This is a genomic window from Micromonospora auratinigra (assembly GCF_900089595.1).
In the GTDB taxonomy this organism is placed as follows: domain Bacteria; phylum Actinomycetota; class Actinomycetes; order Mycobacteriales; family Micromonosporaceae; genus Micromonospora; species Micromonospora auratinigra.
Window position 1 is genome coordinate 5,868,865 of record NZ_LT594323.1, and the last position, 15,194, is coordinate 5,884,058.

Consider the following 15,194-nt stretch of genomic DNA (forward strand, 5'->3'; position numbering starts at 1 on the left):
GGAGCAGGGCACGTGTGACCGTGATCCTTCGCGGCACACTGATCCCTGTCACTACTCCGAAGTAGATTTGTGACCGGTCCGTGACGCTTGTCGACCGTCATCGTCACGTACGGCATGTGGAACGTCGAAGCCCGCTGGCCGTTCGGCCGATGTGGAGGGCTCGTCGAGCAGCTCCGGGGCCTGCGGTTGCCGGGGCGTCAGCTCGACCTGCGCCGGCACGGCCAGGTCCTGGTCGGAGACGCCCAGCTCGGCCAGCTTGCGGGCGCTCACCAGCACCCGCGCCTCCAGTGAACCCACCGCCCGGTTGTACGCCGTGACCGCCCCGCCCAGCGACGCACCGAGCTTGCCGACGTGGTCGCCGAGAGTGGACAGTCGGCCGTACAGCTCGCGGGCGAGCGAGTGCACGGTGGCGGCGTTGCGGGCCAGCGCCTCCTGCCGCCACGAGTAGGCCACCGTGCGCAGCAGCGCCACCAGGGTGGCCGGCGTGGCCAGCACCACGTTGCGGGCGAAGGCGTGCTCCAGCAGCGTCGGGTCGCGTTGCAGCGCCACGTCGAGGAACGGGTCGGCCGGCACGAACAGCACCACGAACTCCGGGTTCTGGTCGAACGCGGCCCAGTAGGACTTGGCGGCCAACGCGTCCACGTGCCCGCGCAGGTGCCGGGCGTGCGCGTCGAGCTGGCTGTCACGCCCCCGCTCGTCGCGCGCCTCCATCGCGGTCAGGTACGCGTCGAACGGCGCCTTGGCGTCGACCACCACCGTCCGGCCGCCGTGCAGCCGGACCACCAGGTCGGGGCGGACCCCCTGGTGGTCGGTGGCGGCGGTGACCTGCTCGTTGAAGTCGCAGTGCTCCAGCAGGCCGGCCGCCTCGACGATCCGGCGCAGCTGGTGCTCGCCCCAGCGGCCGCGTACCTGCGGGGCGCGCAACGCGGCTACCAGCTGCTTCGTCTCGGTGCGCAGCTCGCCGGAGACGCTGCTCATGGCGCGGACCTGCTCGCGCAGCTCGGCGTACGCGTCGACGCGGTCCCGCTCCAGCTCGGTGACGCGCTGCTCGTAGCGGCGCAGGGTCTCGTGCAGCGGGGCCACCGCCCGCGCGACGGCCTCCTGCGACTGGGCGGTCGCCTCGTAGTTGAGCGCCCGCATGGACTGCTCCAGCCGCCCCTCGCCCTCCCGGGTGGCGGCCAGGGTGGCCGCCAGCCGGGCGATCTCGGCCGCCGACCGGGACCGGGCGGCCAGCCAGCCGAGCGCGCCACCCGTGGCGAGGCAGAGCAGCACCACGACCACGGTCGAGAAGGTCATGGCAGAGAGCTTGCCAAACGGGTACGACGTGCGCCCGCTGGGTACGGTCGAGGTCATGGAGGTTGCCCTGTGGGTGGTCCTGGTCCTGATGCTCGGAGGTGCGTTCGTGTTCTGGCGGTGGGGTAGCAGGTCCCGGCGGGCCACCGAACTGGCCGACGCCCGTGCCGAGGCGCAGCGCTGGTACGAGCGGCTCGGCGGTCAGCTGATGAACCTCAGCGGTGACCAGCCGGCGGTCCGGCAGGCGCTGGTCGACGCGGGGGAGCGGTACAACGCGGCCGGCTCACAGCTGGAGCAGGCCCGGACCCCGCAGCAGTTCGCCCTGGCCCGGGAGACGGCGCTGGAGGGGCTGACCTACATCCGGGCGGCGCGCACCGCGATGGGCATCGACCCCGGCCCGGCGCTGCCGCCGCTGGCCAGTGCCCGGGGCGTCGGCCAGCTCACCAAGGAGCGCGAGGTCAACGTGCAGGGGCAGACGTTCCGGGCCGGTCCGCAGCCGGGCAGCCACACCCCGTACTACTACCCGGGCGGGCACTACCAGGGCCGGCCGGTGCCGGCCGGCTGGTACTCGACGCCCTGGTGGAAGACCGCGCTGGGCGCCGGCGCCGGGGTGCTCGGCGGCATGCTGATCGCCGACGCGCTCTTCTCCCCGGCCTTCGCCGACCCGGGCTACGGCTACGAGGCCGGCTACCAGGAGGGCTTCAACGACGGCTTCGACGACGGCCAGGACCAGGGCGGCGACTTCGGCGACCAGGGCGGCGGGGACCAGTTCGCCGGTGACCAGGGCGACTGGTCCGGCGGCGGCGACTACGCCGGCGGCACCTACGCCGGCGACTTCTCCGGCGGCGGTGACTACGGCGGCGGCGACTTCGGTGGTGGCGACTTCGGTGGTGGGGACTTCGGCGGCGGCGACTTCGGCGGCGGCGACTGGTGACCCACCCGTGAGGAAGGCCCCGGCCGGGTGGCCGGGGCCTTTCGTTCGGGCGGGTCGGTCAGCCGGTGTTGCGCATGCCGGCGGCGATGCCGTTGACGGTGGTGAGCAGGGCACGCTCCAGGGCGGTGCCGTCGTTGGGGGCGCGCCGGCCGCCCGGCGCGGTGGCCACCGCCCGGCCGGCGGCGCCGGAGTCCCGGTACTGGCGCAGCAACGCCACCTGGAGGTGGTGCAGCGGCTCCAGGTAGGTGTCCCGGACCGCCAGGGTGCGCTGGAGCACCGGGGAGTTGTCCAGCAGGGCCGGTGAGGCCGTGATCGCCAGCACCTCCTGCTTGGTCAGCTCGTACTCCTGCTCGATCTTCTCGAAGATCGGGTGCAGCTTCTTCGGGACCAGCGTCTCCACGTACCGGCGGGCGATGCTCAGGTCGGTCTTGGTCAGCATCATCTCGACGTTCGACAGGAACGTGCGGAAGAAGTGCCAGTTGCGGTTCATCTCGGCCAGCACGTCCTCCAGGCCGGCCGCCCGCGCGGCGGCCAGCCCGGACCCGACGCCGAACCAGCCGGGCACGATCTGCCGGGTCTGGGTCCAGCCGAACACCCACGGGATGGCCCGCAGGCCGGAGAGGCCGGCGCCGGTGTTGGGCCGCTTCGCCGGCCGCGAGCCGATGTTCAGCGCGCCGAGCAGCTCGGTCGGGGTGGAGGCCCAGAAGTAGGCGGGCAGGTCCGGGTCCTCCACCAGGCCCCGGTAGGACCGGAACGCCGACTCGGAGACCACGTCCATCGTCGCGTCCCAGCGCTCCAGCATCTCGGCGGGCTGCCGGGGCGCGGTGTGCAGCAGCGTCGCCTGGAGCACCGCCGCCACGGTCAGCTCCAGGTTCTCCCGGGCCAGCGCGGGCAGCGTGTACTTGTCGGAGATGACCTCACCCTGCTCGGTCACCTTGATCGCGCCGTCGAGGGTGCCGTACGGCTGGGCCAGGATCGCGTCGTGGGTGGGGCCGCCGCCCCGACCGACCGTGCCGCCCCGGCCGTGGAAGAGCCGCAGGTGTACGCCGTGCCGGGCGGCCACGTCGCGCAGCGCGCGCTGGGCCCGGTGGATGGACCACTGGCTGGTGGTGATGCCGGCCTCCTTGTTGGAGTCGGAGTAGCCCAGCATCACCTCCTGCACGTCGCCCCGGGCCGCGACCAGCGCCCGGTACGCGGGCAGCGAGAGCAGCTCGTCGAGCAGTTCGCCACCGGCGTTCAGCTCGGCCGGGGTCTCCAGCAGCGGCACGATGCCGATCCGGGCCCGGCCGCTGTGCACGTCGACCAGGCCGGCCTCGCGGGCCAGCACCACCGCGGCGAGCACGTCGTCCACGCCCAGGGTCATCGAGATGATGTACGACTCGATCACCTCGGCGCCGAACCGGTCCTGCGCGTCCCGGATCGTCGCGAACACGTCGAACGTCTTCTGCGCGCTCTCGGTGAGCGGGCTGTCCTGGGTGGAGAGGGGCCGCCGCCCGGTCAGCTCGTCGGCGAGCAGCTTGGTGCGCTCCAGCCGGCTCAGCGACGGGTAGTCGGTGACCTCACCGACCGCCGCGTAGAGCTGGTCGAGCACCTCGTGGTGCTTCTCGGCGTGCTCCCGGACGTCCATGGTCGCCAGGTGCAGGCCGAAGGCGGAGACCGTACGGATCGTCGAGGCCAGCCGCCCCACGGCGGTGAGCTGCCCGGAGTTGCGGGCCAGCGAGGCGCGCAGCAGCTCCAGGTCGGCGATCAGCTCGGCCGAGCCCCGGTAGTCGCGCCCCGGCACGTGGGCGGTGCCGGCGCGCAGCCGCTCCCGGGTGTTGGCCAGCTTCGCCTTCACGCAGCGGGCCTTGAGCCGGTAGGGCTCCTCGGCGTTGACCCGGCGGAACCGGGGCGCCACCTCGGGCAGCGCGTCCAGGTCGGCGGCGAGGCTGGCGGAGAGGTCGAGGGAGACCGCGCGCAGCCGCCGGGACACCGAGACCTCGTTGATCAGGGCGTCCATCGCCTTCTCGGTGGCCGCGATGCCGTGCTCGTGCTGGATCCGCAGCACCTCGCGGGTGACCGTGGGGGTGACGAACGGGTTGCCGTCCCGGTCGCCGCCGATCCAGGTGCCGAAGGTCAGCGGTCGGGACGTCGGCGAGGTCTCCACGCCGAGGGTGCGCAGCGTGTCGGCGAGGTCGTCGAGGACCTGCGGGGCGGCCTCGGCGTACAGGTCGCGCAGGTAGTAGATGGCGTTGCGGGCCTCGTCGGTCGGGTCGGGCCGGTCCAGCCGCAGCTCGTCGGTCTGCCACATCAGGTCCAGCAGCTCGGCGAGGCGGCGGTTCGCCGGGCCCTCGTCGCTGGCGCCGTACAGGATGGCGTTGGCGGTCTCGGTGTCCAGCTCGTCGGCGACGGCGCGCAGCTTGGACAGGATCGACCGGCGGGCCGCCTCGGTGGGGTGGGCGGTGAAGACCGGGCGGACGGCGAGCCGGCGGGCGGCGGCGGCGATCTCCTCGGCCGGTACCCCGCGCTCGGCGATCATCTTGGCGGCCTGGTCCAGCCAGCCGCCGTGCACCGCCCGGCGGCGGCGCAGGTCGCGGGCCCGGTGCACCTGCTCGGTGATGTTGGCCAGGTGGAAGTAGGTGGAGAAGGCCCGGGCCAGCTTGGTGCCGGTGGTGACGTCGAGACCGGCCAGCCGCTGCGCGGCGGCCGGGGCGTCGGAGCGGACCTGGGCGCGGATCTCCTCGACCAGGTCGAGCAGCGGGCGGCCCTCCTGCCGGGCGAGGGTCTGCCCGAGCAGCGTGCCGAGGCGGCGGATGTCGGCCCGCAGTGCGGCGTCCGGGCCGTCGTGGTCGTGCTGGTCGGTCACGGGTGCGCTCCTTACGTGAGTACGAAGGACAGCGCTGTCCGACTCCCTGGATCGTATCCGCGTCCGGCCGGACGGGCGCAGCCGGATTCCGTGATGATCTGCACTCTGGGACGGCCGGACCGGTGCTACCCGTCCACCGGAGGCTCGGCCGGAGCGGCCCGGGTCGCCCGGACGGCACGCCGGTGGGCCCGGAACATCGTGGCGGTGACCAGCGCGAGAAGGGCGACGACGGTCCACACCACGAGCCCGCCGAGGGCCCAACCGATCGACCGGCGGTCGAAGTAGACCGCCGACTTGATCAGGTCGGTGGCCAGGCCGGGCACGTTCCACCGGTGCATGCCGCGCAGCCAGCCGGGCAGGAACTCGGGCGCGTAGATGCCGCCGGAGCCGGGATTGCCGAGCACCACCAGCAGCAGGATCACGATGCCGGTGCCGAGCAGCCCGAGCCACGCCTGCACCGCGCTGGCCACCATCGCCGCGGTGAAGACCGTCAGCGCGCCCACGGCCGCGACCGCCGGTATGTCGTGGTGCCAGACGTCGAGGACCGGCCCGACCACTGTGGCGCCGACGATCCCCAGCACGATCGAGTAGACCGCCAGCGCGGCCACCCGCAGCCCGGCCCGGGGCAGGCTGCCCGGGGAGGTGCCGGTCTTCAGGCCCAGCGCGGTGGAGGCCAGGTAGCCGCCGAGCACGTACCCGACCGCCAGGTAGAAGGGGACCAGGCCGCGCGGGTCGGTCGACTCCACCGGCACCTCGTCGCGGACCTGGACGGGCAGGTTGGCCTGCCGGGCGGCCTGGGTGAGCACCTGGGTGACCAGTTCGGCGGCGGACGGCGCGGAGGCGCTGGCGGTGGTGAGCGCCAGCCCGTCGTTCGGGCCACTGGTGAGCACCCCGTACACCTCGCGGGCGGTCAGGCCGTCGTCGGCGGCCGCCGGGTTGTCGTACTCGACCGGTTTGATCTTGTCGGTACGGCCGCGCACGGCGGCCATCACCGCCTGCGCGCGCTGGTCGCCGAGAACCACCCCGACCGGTACGTCCCGGGGCGTGGGCTGGTGCAGCGCCCCGACGTACGCGGCGATGAAGGCGGTGGCCAGGGCGAGCGTGCCGACCAGCAGCGCGGCGGTGCGGGGCAGCCAGTCGCGCAGGTCCCGCTGCTCCTCGTCCACCAGCCCAGCCTATGGCCGGCGGATGTCCGGCTCGGGCGGTTTCGCCGGGGCGGAACTCGCTGGCCCGCCCCGCTAGCGTCGGATCATGGTGTCCCCCGCGTATCCGGCCAAGCCGAAGCCGGGCGACCGCGTCGCGGTCGTCTCGCCCTCCGCCGGCCTGCCCGCCCTCTTCCCGCACGTGCACGAGCTGGGTCTGCGCCGGCTGCGGGAGGAGTTCGGGCTGGAGCCGGTGGAGTACCCGACCACCCGGCAGCTCGGGGCCGACCCGCGCGACCGGGCCCGGGACCTGACCGCCGCCTTCGCCGACCCGACGATCACCGCGGTGCTGGCCACGGTCGGCGGGGACGACCTGATCGCCGTCACGCCGTACCTGGACGACGAGGTGATCCGGGCCAACCCGAAGCCCTACTACGGCTACTCGGACAACACCAACGTGCTCAACCACCTGTACCGGCTGGGGATCGTGGCGTACCACGGCGGGTCGGTGCTGGTGCACCTCGGCCGTCCGGGCCGGCCGCACCCGGTCACCTTCGACTCGCTGCGCGCCGCCCTCTTCACCTCGGACTGGTACGAGCTGACCCCGGCCGCCGAGTGGGGGGACGAGCCGAACGACTGGCGGGACCCAACGACCCTGGCCGACGAGCCGGTGATGTTCCCCGGCGAGGGATGGCGCTGGCAGGGGCCGCAACGGGTGGTGCGGGGCCGCACCTGGGGCGGCTGCCTGGAGATCATCCACTGGTTGCTGGCGACCGACCGGGTGCCGTCGGCCGCGGAACTGGCCGGCTCGGTGCTCTTCTTCGAGACCTCCAACGAGCTGCCCGGCGCGCAGGAGGTCTTCCGGATCGTGCGCAACCTGGGGGAGCGGGGGCTGCTCGCCGGCTTCCCGGCGATCGTGGTGGGGCGTCCCAAGGCGTGGGACTTCGACCGGCAGCGCACCCTGGCCGAACGGCTGGCCTGGGGCGCGGCGCAGCGGGAGGCGATCCGCAAGGCGCTGGCGGCGTACGTCGACGACCCGGTGGTGGTCTTCGACGTCGACCTGGGCCACACCGACCCGCAGCTGATCGTCCCGTACGGCGGCGAGATCCGGGTGGACGCGGTCGCGCACCGGATCGCGGTGCGCTACTGACCCCGCTCAGTCGACGAGGGCGAAGGCCCGGACCGGGAAGGTGCCCAGGCCGGCGACCCGGGGCGGGGCGGCGGTGAACCGGAACCCGTCGGGCGGCAGGTCGCCGAGGCCGGTCAGGTGCTCCACGATCGGGATGCCGGCGGCGAGCAGGGCGCTGTGCGCGGGGCGCGCGCCGGCCGCCGCCGGGGTCATGTCGTCGATGTTGATCGAGTCGATGCCGACCAGGGTCGCCCCCGCCTCGACCAGCCAGTCCGCGCCGTCGCCGGTCAGGTAGGGCGCGTCCGGGCCGGCGTAGGAGTCGGTGCCGAAGTGCGCGTCCCAGCCGGTGTGCAGCAGCACCGCCCGCCCGGCCACCTCGTACGGGGCGAGCAGCAGCCGGTCCACGGCCCGGACCCCGGCCGGCACCCGGACCACCAGGCCGGGCAGGTCGGCGATGCGGTCCAGCGGCACCCCGCTGAGGTCGACGCCGTCGGCCCAGCGGTGCGCCGGGGAGTCCAGGTAGGTGCCGGTGTTGGCGACCAGGTCGATCCGGCCGATGTGGAACTCGACGCCCGGCGCGTACCGGGTCCGGGAGTCCTCGCGGGTCAGCCAGTCGGTGATCCGGGGCGGCGGGAAGCCGGGCAGGGTCACCATCCCGTCGGTGACGACGTGGCTCAGCTCGACCAGCCGTCGGGCCGGGCCCGGCGCGGCGGCGGCGGTGCCCCGGCCGCCCTTGTGCGGCTCCTCGACGATCGTCTTCTGCGCGATCCGCACCTCGGCGACCATCAGCAGGCCGAGGTGGCGGACGAAGAGCGCGGCCAGCTCCTCGTCGCTGATGTCCCGGCCCGGAATGTCCAGCCGGAAGCCCTCGGTGCGCAGCCCGCCGCCATTGGCGAAGCGGACCTCGGCGTCGAACTGTGCGCGGTGTTCCCGTTCCCCCGTCATGCCGTCCAGCGCACCACGCGCGCCCACCCCGGTCAAGATCCGTTCGGGCCGGGGGAGGTGCCGTGCTGGGGGGAGTACGGCACCTCCGGGGCACGCCGGGGACCGGCGGCCGGCAGACCCGACGGCGGGACGTCGGGCCTCCCCGAAAAGGCCCGCGTGTCCCTGGCCGGGTCGCCGTCTCCCCTGGCGGCCCGGGCCGGGCTGACGGAATCCATCCTCGGCCGGGCCGGCCGGTCCGGTCTTGAAGAATCTTGCGCGGATCGGCCGGGCCGCCGCTGCGGCTCGGGCCCGCACCGGCCGCGTCCTGCGACGGTGCCCCTCAGGCCGCCTCCGCGACGGCGTGGCTCAGGCCGCCTCCGGCTCGGCGTCGCCGGCGCTCAGCAGCCGGCGCAGCCGGGCCGGCGGGTGCCCCACCTGCTCCCGGACCACCCGGGTCAGGTGCGCCTGGTCGGCGAAGCCGTACGTGGCGGCCACCTCGCCCAGCGGCGGCCCGTCCGCGTCGGCCAGCACGTCCAGCAGGGAGCGCACCCGCAGCCGGTTCCGGTACGCGGTCAGGCTCTGCCCGGTGACCCGCTGGAACACCCGGCTCAGGTGGTGCGGCGAGGCGCCCACCTGGGCGGCGACCTCGGTCAGCCCGAGCCGGAAGTCGGAGGCCGCCAGCACCTCCCGGGCCCGGTCGGCCAGCCGCCGGTGCGCGACCAGGGTCGCCGGCCGCCGGCCGACGGCCCGTTCGATCTCGGCCCCCGGCTCGCCCGCGCCGATCGGGCTGGCCGCCAGCAGCCGGCCCAGGAACCGGTGCACCCGCTCGGTGAACTCGAAGCCGTCCAGCCCGGCGGCGGCCCGGGCCACCAGCATCCGGTGCTCCAGGTCGATCCGCTCGTCGACGCTGCCGTCCCAGCCGCGCCGGTCCAGCCACCGGGCGGCGTCCGGCCGTTCGGCGAGCAGTTCGGGAGTCAGTTCCAGGCAGGTGTAGACGTCGCCGTCGCCCAGCGGGTGGGCGGCCCACATCTCGTCGCCGGGACGGCTGAGCAGGACCGAGGTGGCGTCGACCACGTTGACCTCGCCGTTGAGCCGGCGCAGTGAGACGCCCGAGCGGCCGAGGTAGACCCGGTGCCCCAGGTTCGGCACCGGCCCGTGCCAGCCGGGATCCTCCACCACGCAGCGCACCTGGTAGAGCAGCATGCCGGGGCTGATCCCGAGCACCCGCCAGCGGCCGGGCGTGGTTCGTGCCCGGGGATCACCACCGACCCGTTCCGGCATGTTCCTCCCCTTCCGCGCGTACGCGGCACACCTGAGATTGTCCCCGGCGCGGGATAGTCTCGACAGGTGCACCCCCCGTCCGGCTGGACGCGGGGTCGTCGCCGTGCGCCGACCTCCTGGAAGTGATCGCTGATGCTCACCGGACTCTTCTCCGCCGCCCTGGCCGACCCCGGGCTGGCCCGGGCGCGTGACCTGGCGCGCTCCGGTGCCGCGCAGGTCGACGGCCTCGACCTGACCGCCCCCGCCGCGCTGCGCCCGTTCGCCGTCGCCGCGGTGGCGGCCGACGGGCAGGGCGCCGGGCGGCCGGTGCTGGCCGTCACCGCCACCACCCGGGAGGCCGACGACCTGGCCTCCGCGCTGGGCAGCCTGCTGCCGCCCGAGCAGGTGGCCGTCTTCCCGTCCTGGGAGACGCTGCCGCACGAGCGGCTCTCGCCCCGCTCGGACACCGTCGGCCGGCGGCTGGCCGTGCTGCGCCGGCTGGCCCATCCCGACGCCGCCGACGCGCACGGTCGCACCGGGCCGTTGCGGGTGGTCGTGGCCCCCGTCCGGTCGCTGCTCCAGCCGCAGCTCAAGGGGCTCGGCGACCTGGAGCCGGTGCAGCTCGCCGCCGGTGACGAGGCCGACCTGGAAGAGGTCGCCCGCCGGCTCACCGACATGGCGTACGCCCGGGTCGACCTGGTCACCAAGCGTGGCGAGTACGCGGTGCGCGGCGGCATCCTGGACGTCTTCCCGCCCACCGACGAGCACCCGTCCCGGGTCGAGTTCTGGGGCGACGAGGTGGAGGAGATCCGCACCTTCGCCGTCGCCGACCAGCGCACCATCGAGGGCGTCGCCCAGCTCTGGGCACCGCCCTGCCGGGAGCTGCTGCTCACCCCCTCGGTGCGCGAGCGGGCCGCCGCGCTCGCCCAGGAGCACCCCGAGCTGGCCGAGATCCTCGACAAGCTCGCCGAGGGCATCCCCGTGGAGGGGATGGAGTCGCTGGCCCCGGCGCTGATCGGCGCGGGCTCGATGGAGCTGCTGCTGGACTGCATGCCGGCCGGCACCCACGTGCTGCTCTGCGACCCGGAGCGGATCCGCACCCGGGCGCACGACCTGGTCCGTACCTCGGAGGAGTTCCTCCAGGCCAGCTGGGCCGCGGCCGCCGTCGGTGGCCAGGCCCCGGTGGACCTCGGCGCCGCCGCCTTCAAGACCCTGGCCGAGGTACGCGCGGCGGCCCGCGCCCTGCGCCGGCCGTGGTGGACCCTCGCGCCGTTCGGCCTGGTGGAGGCCGAGGCCGCCCCCGCCCGGCAGCCCTGGGAGGACGCGCCGACCGAGGTCGACGTGACCCCCGACGACGCGATCGCGGTGAGCCTGGCCGCCCAGCCCGCCCCGCTCTACCACGGCGAGACCGCCCGGGTGGTCGACGACCTCAAGCGCTGGGCCGGCGAGGGCTGGTCGATCGCGCTGGTCTTCGAGGGGCACGGTCCCGCCCAGCGGGCCGTCGAGGTGCTCCGCGACGCCGGCCTCGGCGCCCGGCTCACCGAGGAGGTGCCGACCGCGCCCGCCCCCGGTGAGGTGCTGGTCTCCTGCGGCTGCCTCACCGCCGGCTTCGTCGACGAGGCGTCGCGGTTCGTGCTGCTCACCGGCAACGACGTCACCGGCGGTCGGGGCACCTCCACCCGCGACATGCGCAAGATGCCCAGCCGGCGGCGCAACACCATCGACCCGCTGGAGCTCAAGGCCGGCGACTTCGTCGTGCACGAGCAGCACGGCATCGGCCGGTACGTCGAGCTGGTGCAGCGCACCGTCAACGGCGCCAGCCGGGAGTACCTGGTCATCGAGTACGCGGCGAGCAAGCGCGGCCAGCCCGGCGACCGGCTCTTCGTCCCCACCGACCAGCTCGACCAGCTCTCCCGCTACGTCGGCGGCGAGGCGCCCACCCTGCACAAGATGGGCGGCTCGGACTGGCAGAAGTCGAAGGCCCGGGCCCGCAAGGCGGTCCGCGAGATCGCCGCGCAGCTGATCCAGCTCTACGCCGCCCGCAAGGCGTCCAAGGGGCACAACTTCGGCCCGGACACCCCGTGGCAGCGGGAGCTGGAGGACGCCTTCCCCTGGCAGGAGACCCCCGACCAGCTGGCCGCCATCGAAGAGGTCAAGCGGGACATGGAGCAGACCGTCCCGATGGACCGGCTGATCTGCGGCGACGTCGGGTACGGCAAGACCGAGATCGCGGTCCGCGCCGCGTTCAAGGCCGTCCAGGACGGCAAGCAGGTGGCGGTGCTGGTGCCCACCACCCTGCTGGTGCAGCAGCACTACAACACCTTCGCCGAGCGGATGAGCCAGTTCCCGGTCAGCATCCGGCAGCTGTCGAGGTTCCAGACCCCGAAGGAGACCGAGCGGACGATGGAGATGGTCGCCGACGGCACCGTCGACATCGTCATCGGCACCCACCGGCTGCTTGCGGCGTCCACCCGGTTCAAGCAGCTCGGCCTGGTCATCATCGACGAGGAGCAGCGCTTCGGCGTCGAGCACAAGGAGCACCTGAAGACGCTGCGCGCCTCGGTCGACGTGCTGGCCATGTCGGCCACCCCGATCCCGCGCACCCTGGAGATGGCGATCACCGGCATCCGGGAGATGTCCACCATCGCCACCCCGCCGGAGGAGCGGCACCCGGTGCTCACCTTCGTCGGGGCGTACGACGACCGGCAGGTGGCCGCCTCGATCCACCGTGAGCTGCTCCGCGACGGGCAGGTGTTCTACCTGCACAACCGGGTCGAGTCGATCGACAGGGCGGCCCGCCGGATCCGCGAGCTGGTGCCCGAGGCGCGGGTCGCGGTGGCGCACGGCCAGATGGGCGAGGAGGCGCTGGAGAGGGTGATGGTCGGCTTCTGGGAGAAGGAGTTCGACGTCCTGGTCTGCACCACGATCGTGGAGTCGGGCATCGACATCCCGAACGCCAACACGCTGATCGTGGAGCGCGCCGACCTGCTCGGCCTGGCCCAGCTGCACCAGATCCGGGGCCGGGTCGGCCGGGGCCGGGAGCGGGCGTACGCGTACTTCCTCTACCCGGCGGACAAGCCGCTCACCGAGAACGCGCACGAGCGGCTGGCCACCATCGCCCAGCACACCGAGCTGGGCGCCGGCATGTACGTGGCGATGAAGGACCTGGAGATCCGGGGCGCCGGCAACCTGCTCGGCGGTGAGCAGTCCGGGCACATCGAGGGCGTCGGCTTCGACCTGTACGTCCGGATGGTCGGCGAGGCGGTCTCCGCGTTCAAGGGCGAGAGCACCGAGGAGGAGACCGAGGTCAAGGTCGACCTGCCGATCGACGCGCACCTGCCGCACGACTACGTCGCCGTGGAGCGGCTGCGCCTGGAGATGTACCGCAAGCTCGCCGAGGCGCGCGACGAGGAACGGCTGCGCGAGGTGGTCGCCGAGATGACGGACCGCTACGGCGAGCCGCCCGCGCCGGTGCAGAACCTGGTCGCGGTGGCCCGGTTCCGGCTGCTGGCCCGCCGGTACGGCCTCACCGACGTGTCGATGCAGGGCAAGCACATCCGGTTCGCGCCGCTGCCGCTGCCCGACTCGAAGCAGCTGCGGCTCAAGCGCTACCACCCGGACTCGGTCTACAAGCAGGCGCTCGACCAGGTCAGCGTGCCCCGGCCGAGCACCCGCCGGATCGGTGGCGAGCCGCTGCGCGACCAGGCCCTGCTGGAGTGGTGCGGGCAGTTGCTCTCCGATGTGCTGGGCGAGCCCGAGGAGCTGGCCGGTTCTGCCAGCCCCGCAGTGGCGAGCGGAAGGTGACCCGGCGAGCCGCAGCCGGCCGGGGCGGGTGCCCGGTGAGCGGGTGGGCGGCGTCACAGCCGCGTACCGGGCGTGAGAGAGTGACCGTCATGCGTGCTCGCCGTCTCATCGCCGTCGTCAGCGTCGCGGCCCTCGCCGTGCCCGCCCTCGCCGCCTGCGGCCGGTCCGCCCCGGACGTCGCCGCGTACGTGGGGGACAACCGGTACTCCGTGGACCGGGTGGACGACATCTACCAGGATGCCCAGCAGCAGTACGCCGACGCGGTGCGTGGCCAGGCGTCGCAGACCGGTGCCACCCCGGCGCCGGAGCAGCTGCGCTCCCCGGTGACCCGGCAGGACGTGCTGAACCTCCTCGTGGCGCTCGACCTGGGCAAGCGCGTGGTGGCCGAGAAGCAGCTCAAGGTGGAGGACAAGGTCACTCCGGAGCAGCTCGCGCAGGAGCTCCAGATGCCGCCGACCGCCGAGTACGCGAAGCTCTGGGGCGAGTGGCTGGACATGTCCGGCGCGCTCCAGCAGCAGCTGCCGCCGGCCGAGCTGAGCGACAAGTCGCTGATGGCCGTCTACCACGCGATCGAGAAGACCGGCCGGATCCCGGCCGGCTGGTCGATCGCCCAGGTCAAGGAGGCGTTCGGCGAGGGCGGCTTCGTGCGTGCCGCCACCGCGCTCAGCGCGGCGCTCCAGGCGGAGGCCGAGAAGGTCGACACCTCGATCAACCCGAAGTTCGGGCAGATCGGCGTGCCGTCGGCGGTCAGCGACGGCCGCTCGCTGCTGTTCTACTCGCTGCCCTACATCAACGCGGACGGCCCGGTCACCGACATCTCGACCCCTGAGGTGCCGGAGAGCAGCGCGCCCGCCGCGCCGGCCGCGCCCTGAGTGGCATGACTGCCCGGATCGTCCTGCTGGTCACCTCGCCCCGGCTGCCGGCCGGGCTGCTGACCGCGGCCGCCTGGGACGTCGTACGCGCCGCCCCGGTGCTGGCCGGTGCGGAGAGCGAGCTGACCCGGGTGGTCCGGACGACGGGCGCCGAGGTCACCGTGGTGCCGGCGGGCGCGACGCAGGCGCTGCTGGACGCGGCCGCCGCGCACGGTACGGCGGTCTGGCTGGCCGGGCCGACCGGCGACGAGTCGCTGGCCCGGGAGCTGGGCCTGCGGCTGGCCCGCGAGCCGGGCCTGGCCGAGCTGGAGCTGATGTACGGCTCCTGGGACCCGCCCGGCGCGCGGCTGCTCGACGCGGTCGAGGTGATGGACCGGCTCGCCTCGCCCGGCGGTGATCCGTGGAAGCGGGCGCAGACCCACCGCAGCCTCGCCGGCTTCCTGCTGGAGGAGTGCTACGAGGTGTACGACGCGATCAGCGCCGACGACACCGACGCGCTCCGCGAGGAGCTGGGCGACGTGCTGCTCCAGGTGCTGATCCACGCCCGCATCGCGGAGGAGCTGCCTGAGGGGAAGCGCTGGACGGTCGACGACGTGGCCGGTGGGCTGGTCGACAAGATGGTCCGCCGCAACCCGCACGTCTTCGCCGGCGAGGAGGCCGGCTCGCTGGAAGAGATCGAGGCGAACTGGGAGCGGATCAAGCGGGCCGAGAAGACCCGCGAGTCGGTGCTCGACGGCATCGCGTTGAGCCAGCCGGCCCTGGCGCTGGCGGCGAAGATCCTCGACCGGGCCGGCCGGGTCGGCCTGGCGGTGCCGCCCCCGCTCGCCGACTCCCAGGTGGACCCGGAGGCGCGCCTCGGTGCGGGCCTGCTGGCCACGGTCGCCGCCGCGCGCGAGGCCGGCATCGACCCCGAGGCCGCCCTGCGCCGCGCCGCCCTGGCGTACGCCGACGCCGTCCGCGCCGCCGAACGCCCCTGACAGTGCCCCGGCCC

Annotated in this window: 10 protein-coding genes; 5 read left to right on the plus strand and 5 right to left on the minus strand. The window is 74.0% G+C overall.

Translation table 11 applies throughout. The features are described from left to right. Window positions 1-51: 51 nt before the first annotated feature. Window positions 52-1,296: a DNA recombination protein RmuC gene (locus GA0070611_RS26795; protein WP_231921233.1), complete on the minus strand. Its 1,245-nt coding sequence runs from the start codon at window positions 1,294-1,296 to the stop codon at window positions 52-54. A 55-nt stretch (window positions 1,297-1,351) separates the two neighbouring features. On the opposite strand from GA0070611_RS26795, the gene GA0070611_RS26800 reads away from it, so the two are divergent. Beyond that, the gene (locus GA0070611_RS26800; protein WP_091673490.1) at window positions 1,352-2,227 is read left to right on the plus strand and encodes a hypothetical protein; all 876 of its coding nucleotides are present in this window, start codon (window positions 1,352-1,354) and stop codon (window positions 2,225-2,227) included. A 58-nt stretch (window positions 2,228-2,285) separates the two neighbouring features. Here the strand turns inward: GA0070611_RS26800 and ppc are convergent, their stop codons facing one another. Together ppc and GA0070611_RS26810 are read right to left on the minus strand one after the other, a co-directional pair. Then, a complete protein-coding gene (ppc, locus tag GA0070611_RS26805; RefSeq protein WP_091670272.1) occupies window positions 2,286-5,072 on the minus strand; it encodes a phosphoenolpyruvate carboxylase in 2,787 nt (928 codons plus the stop codon). A gap of 125 nt (window positions 5,073-5,197) precedes the next feature. Continuing rightward, window positions 5,198-6,238: an ABC-2 transporter permease gene (locus tag GA0070611_RS26810; protein ID WP_091670274.1), complete on the minus strand. Its 1,041-nt coding sequence runs from the start codon at window positions 6,236-6,238 to the stop codon at window positions 5,198-5,200. An 85-nt stretch (window positions 6,239-6,323) separates the two neighbouring features. On the opposite strand from GA0070611_RS26810, the gene GA0070611_RS26815 reads away from it, so the two are divergent. Beyond that, entirely contained in the window at window positions 6,324-7,364 is a 1,041-nt protein-coding gene (locus tag GA0070611_RS26815) for a S66 family peptidase (protein ID WP_091670277.1), read from the plus strand. A gap of 6 nt (window positions 7,365-7,370) precedes the next feature. On the opposite strand, the gene GA0070611_RS26820 is transcribed toward GA0070611_RS26815, so the two are convergent. Beyond that, on the minus strand, window positions 7,371-8,288 hold the full coding sequence (locus tag GA0070611_RS26820) for a cyclase family protein (RefSeq protein ID WP_091673492.1): 918 nt from the start codon (window positions 8,286-8,288) through the stop codon (window positions 7,371-7,373). A 345-nt stretch (window positions 8,289-8,633) separates the two neighbouring features. Further along, window positions 8,634-9,548, minus strand: coding sequence for a helix-turn-helix domain-containing protein (locus GA0070611_RS26825; RefSeq protein ID WP_091670280.1), 915 nt, complete (start codon window positions 9,546-9,548; stop codon window positions 8,634-8,636). Between the two features lie 132 nt (window positions 9,549-9,680). Here GA0070611_RS26825 and mfd point away from each other — a divergent pair, with 132 nt between their 5' ends. The 3 genes from mfd (at window position 9,681) to GA0070611_RS26840 (ending at window position 15,180) form a co-directional block, all read left to right on the plus strand. After that, entirely contained in the window at window positions 9,681-13,331 is a 3,651-nt protein-coding gene (gene mfd / locus GA0070611_RS26830; protein WP_091670283.1) for a transcription-repair coupling factor, read from the plus strand. 89 nt (window positions 13,332-13,420) lie between these two features. Further along, window positions 13,421-14,203, plus strand: a complete 783-nt coding sequence (locus tag GA0070611_RS26835) for a hypothetical protein (RefSeq protein WP_091670286.1) — start codon at window positions 13,421-13,423, stop codon at window positions 14,201-14,203. Between the two features lie 5 nt (window positions 14,204-14,208). Continuing rightward, window positions 14,209-15,180 (plus strand): nucleoside triphosphate pyrophosphohydrolase, encoded by a 972-nt coding sequence (locus GA0070611_RS26840; RefSeq protein WP_091670290.1) that lies wholly within the window; start codon window positions 14,209-14,211, stop codon window positions 15,178-15,180. The last annotated feature ends 14 nt before the right edge of the window (window positions 15,181-15,194 follow it).

What these genes read in the sequence shown, in the direction of transcription:
- GA0070611_RS26835 (WP_091670286.1), top strand. Translation starts at nt 13,421, where the DNA reads ATGCGTGCTCGCCGTCTCATCGCCGTCGTCAGCGTCGCGGCCCTCGCC.
- GA0070611_RS26820 (WP_091673492.1), bottom strand. Translation starts at nt 8,288, where the DNA reads ATGACGGGGGAACGGGAACACCGCGCACAGTTCGACGCCGAGGTCCGC.
- GA0070611_RS26815 (WP_091670277.1), top strand. Translation starts at nt 6,324, where the DNA reads ATGGTGTCCCCCGCGTATCCGGCCAAGCCGAAGCCGGGCGACCGCGTC.
- mfd (WP_091670283.1), top strand. Translation starts at nt 9,681, where the DNA reads ATGCTCACCGGACTCTTCTCCGCCGCCCTGGCCGACCCCGGGCTGGCC.
- GA0070611_RS26800 (WP_091673490.1), top strand. Translation starts at nt 1,352, where the DNA reads ATGGAGGTTGCCCTGTGGGTGGTCCTGGTCCTGATGCTCGGAGGTGCG.
- GA0070611_RS26840 (WP_091670290.1), top strand. Translation starts at nt 14,209, where the DNA reads ATGACTGCCCGGATCGTCCTGCTGGTCACCTCGCCCCGGCTGCCGGCC.
- GA0070611_RS26825 (WP_091670280.1), bottom strand. Translation starts at nt 9,548, where the DNA reads ATGCCGGAACGGGTCGGTGGTGATCCCCGGGCACGAACCACGCCCGGC.
- GA0070611_RS26795 (WP_231921233.1), bottom strand. Translation starts at nt 1,296, where the DNA reads ATGACCTTCTCGACCGTGGTCGTGGTGCTGCTCTGCCTCGCCACGGGT.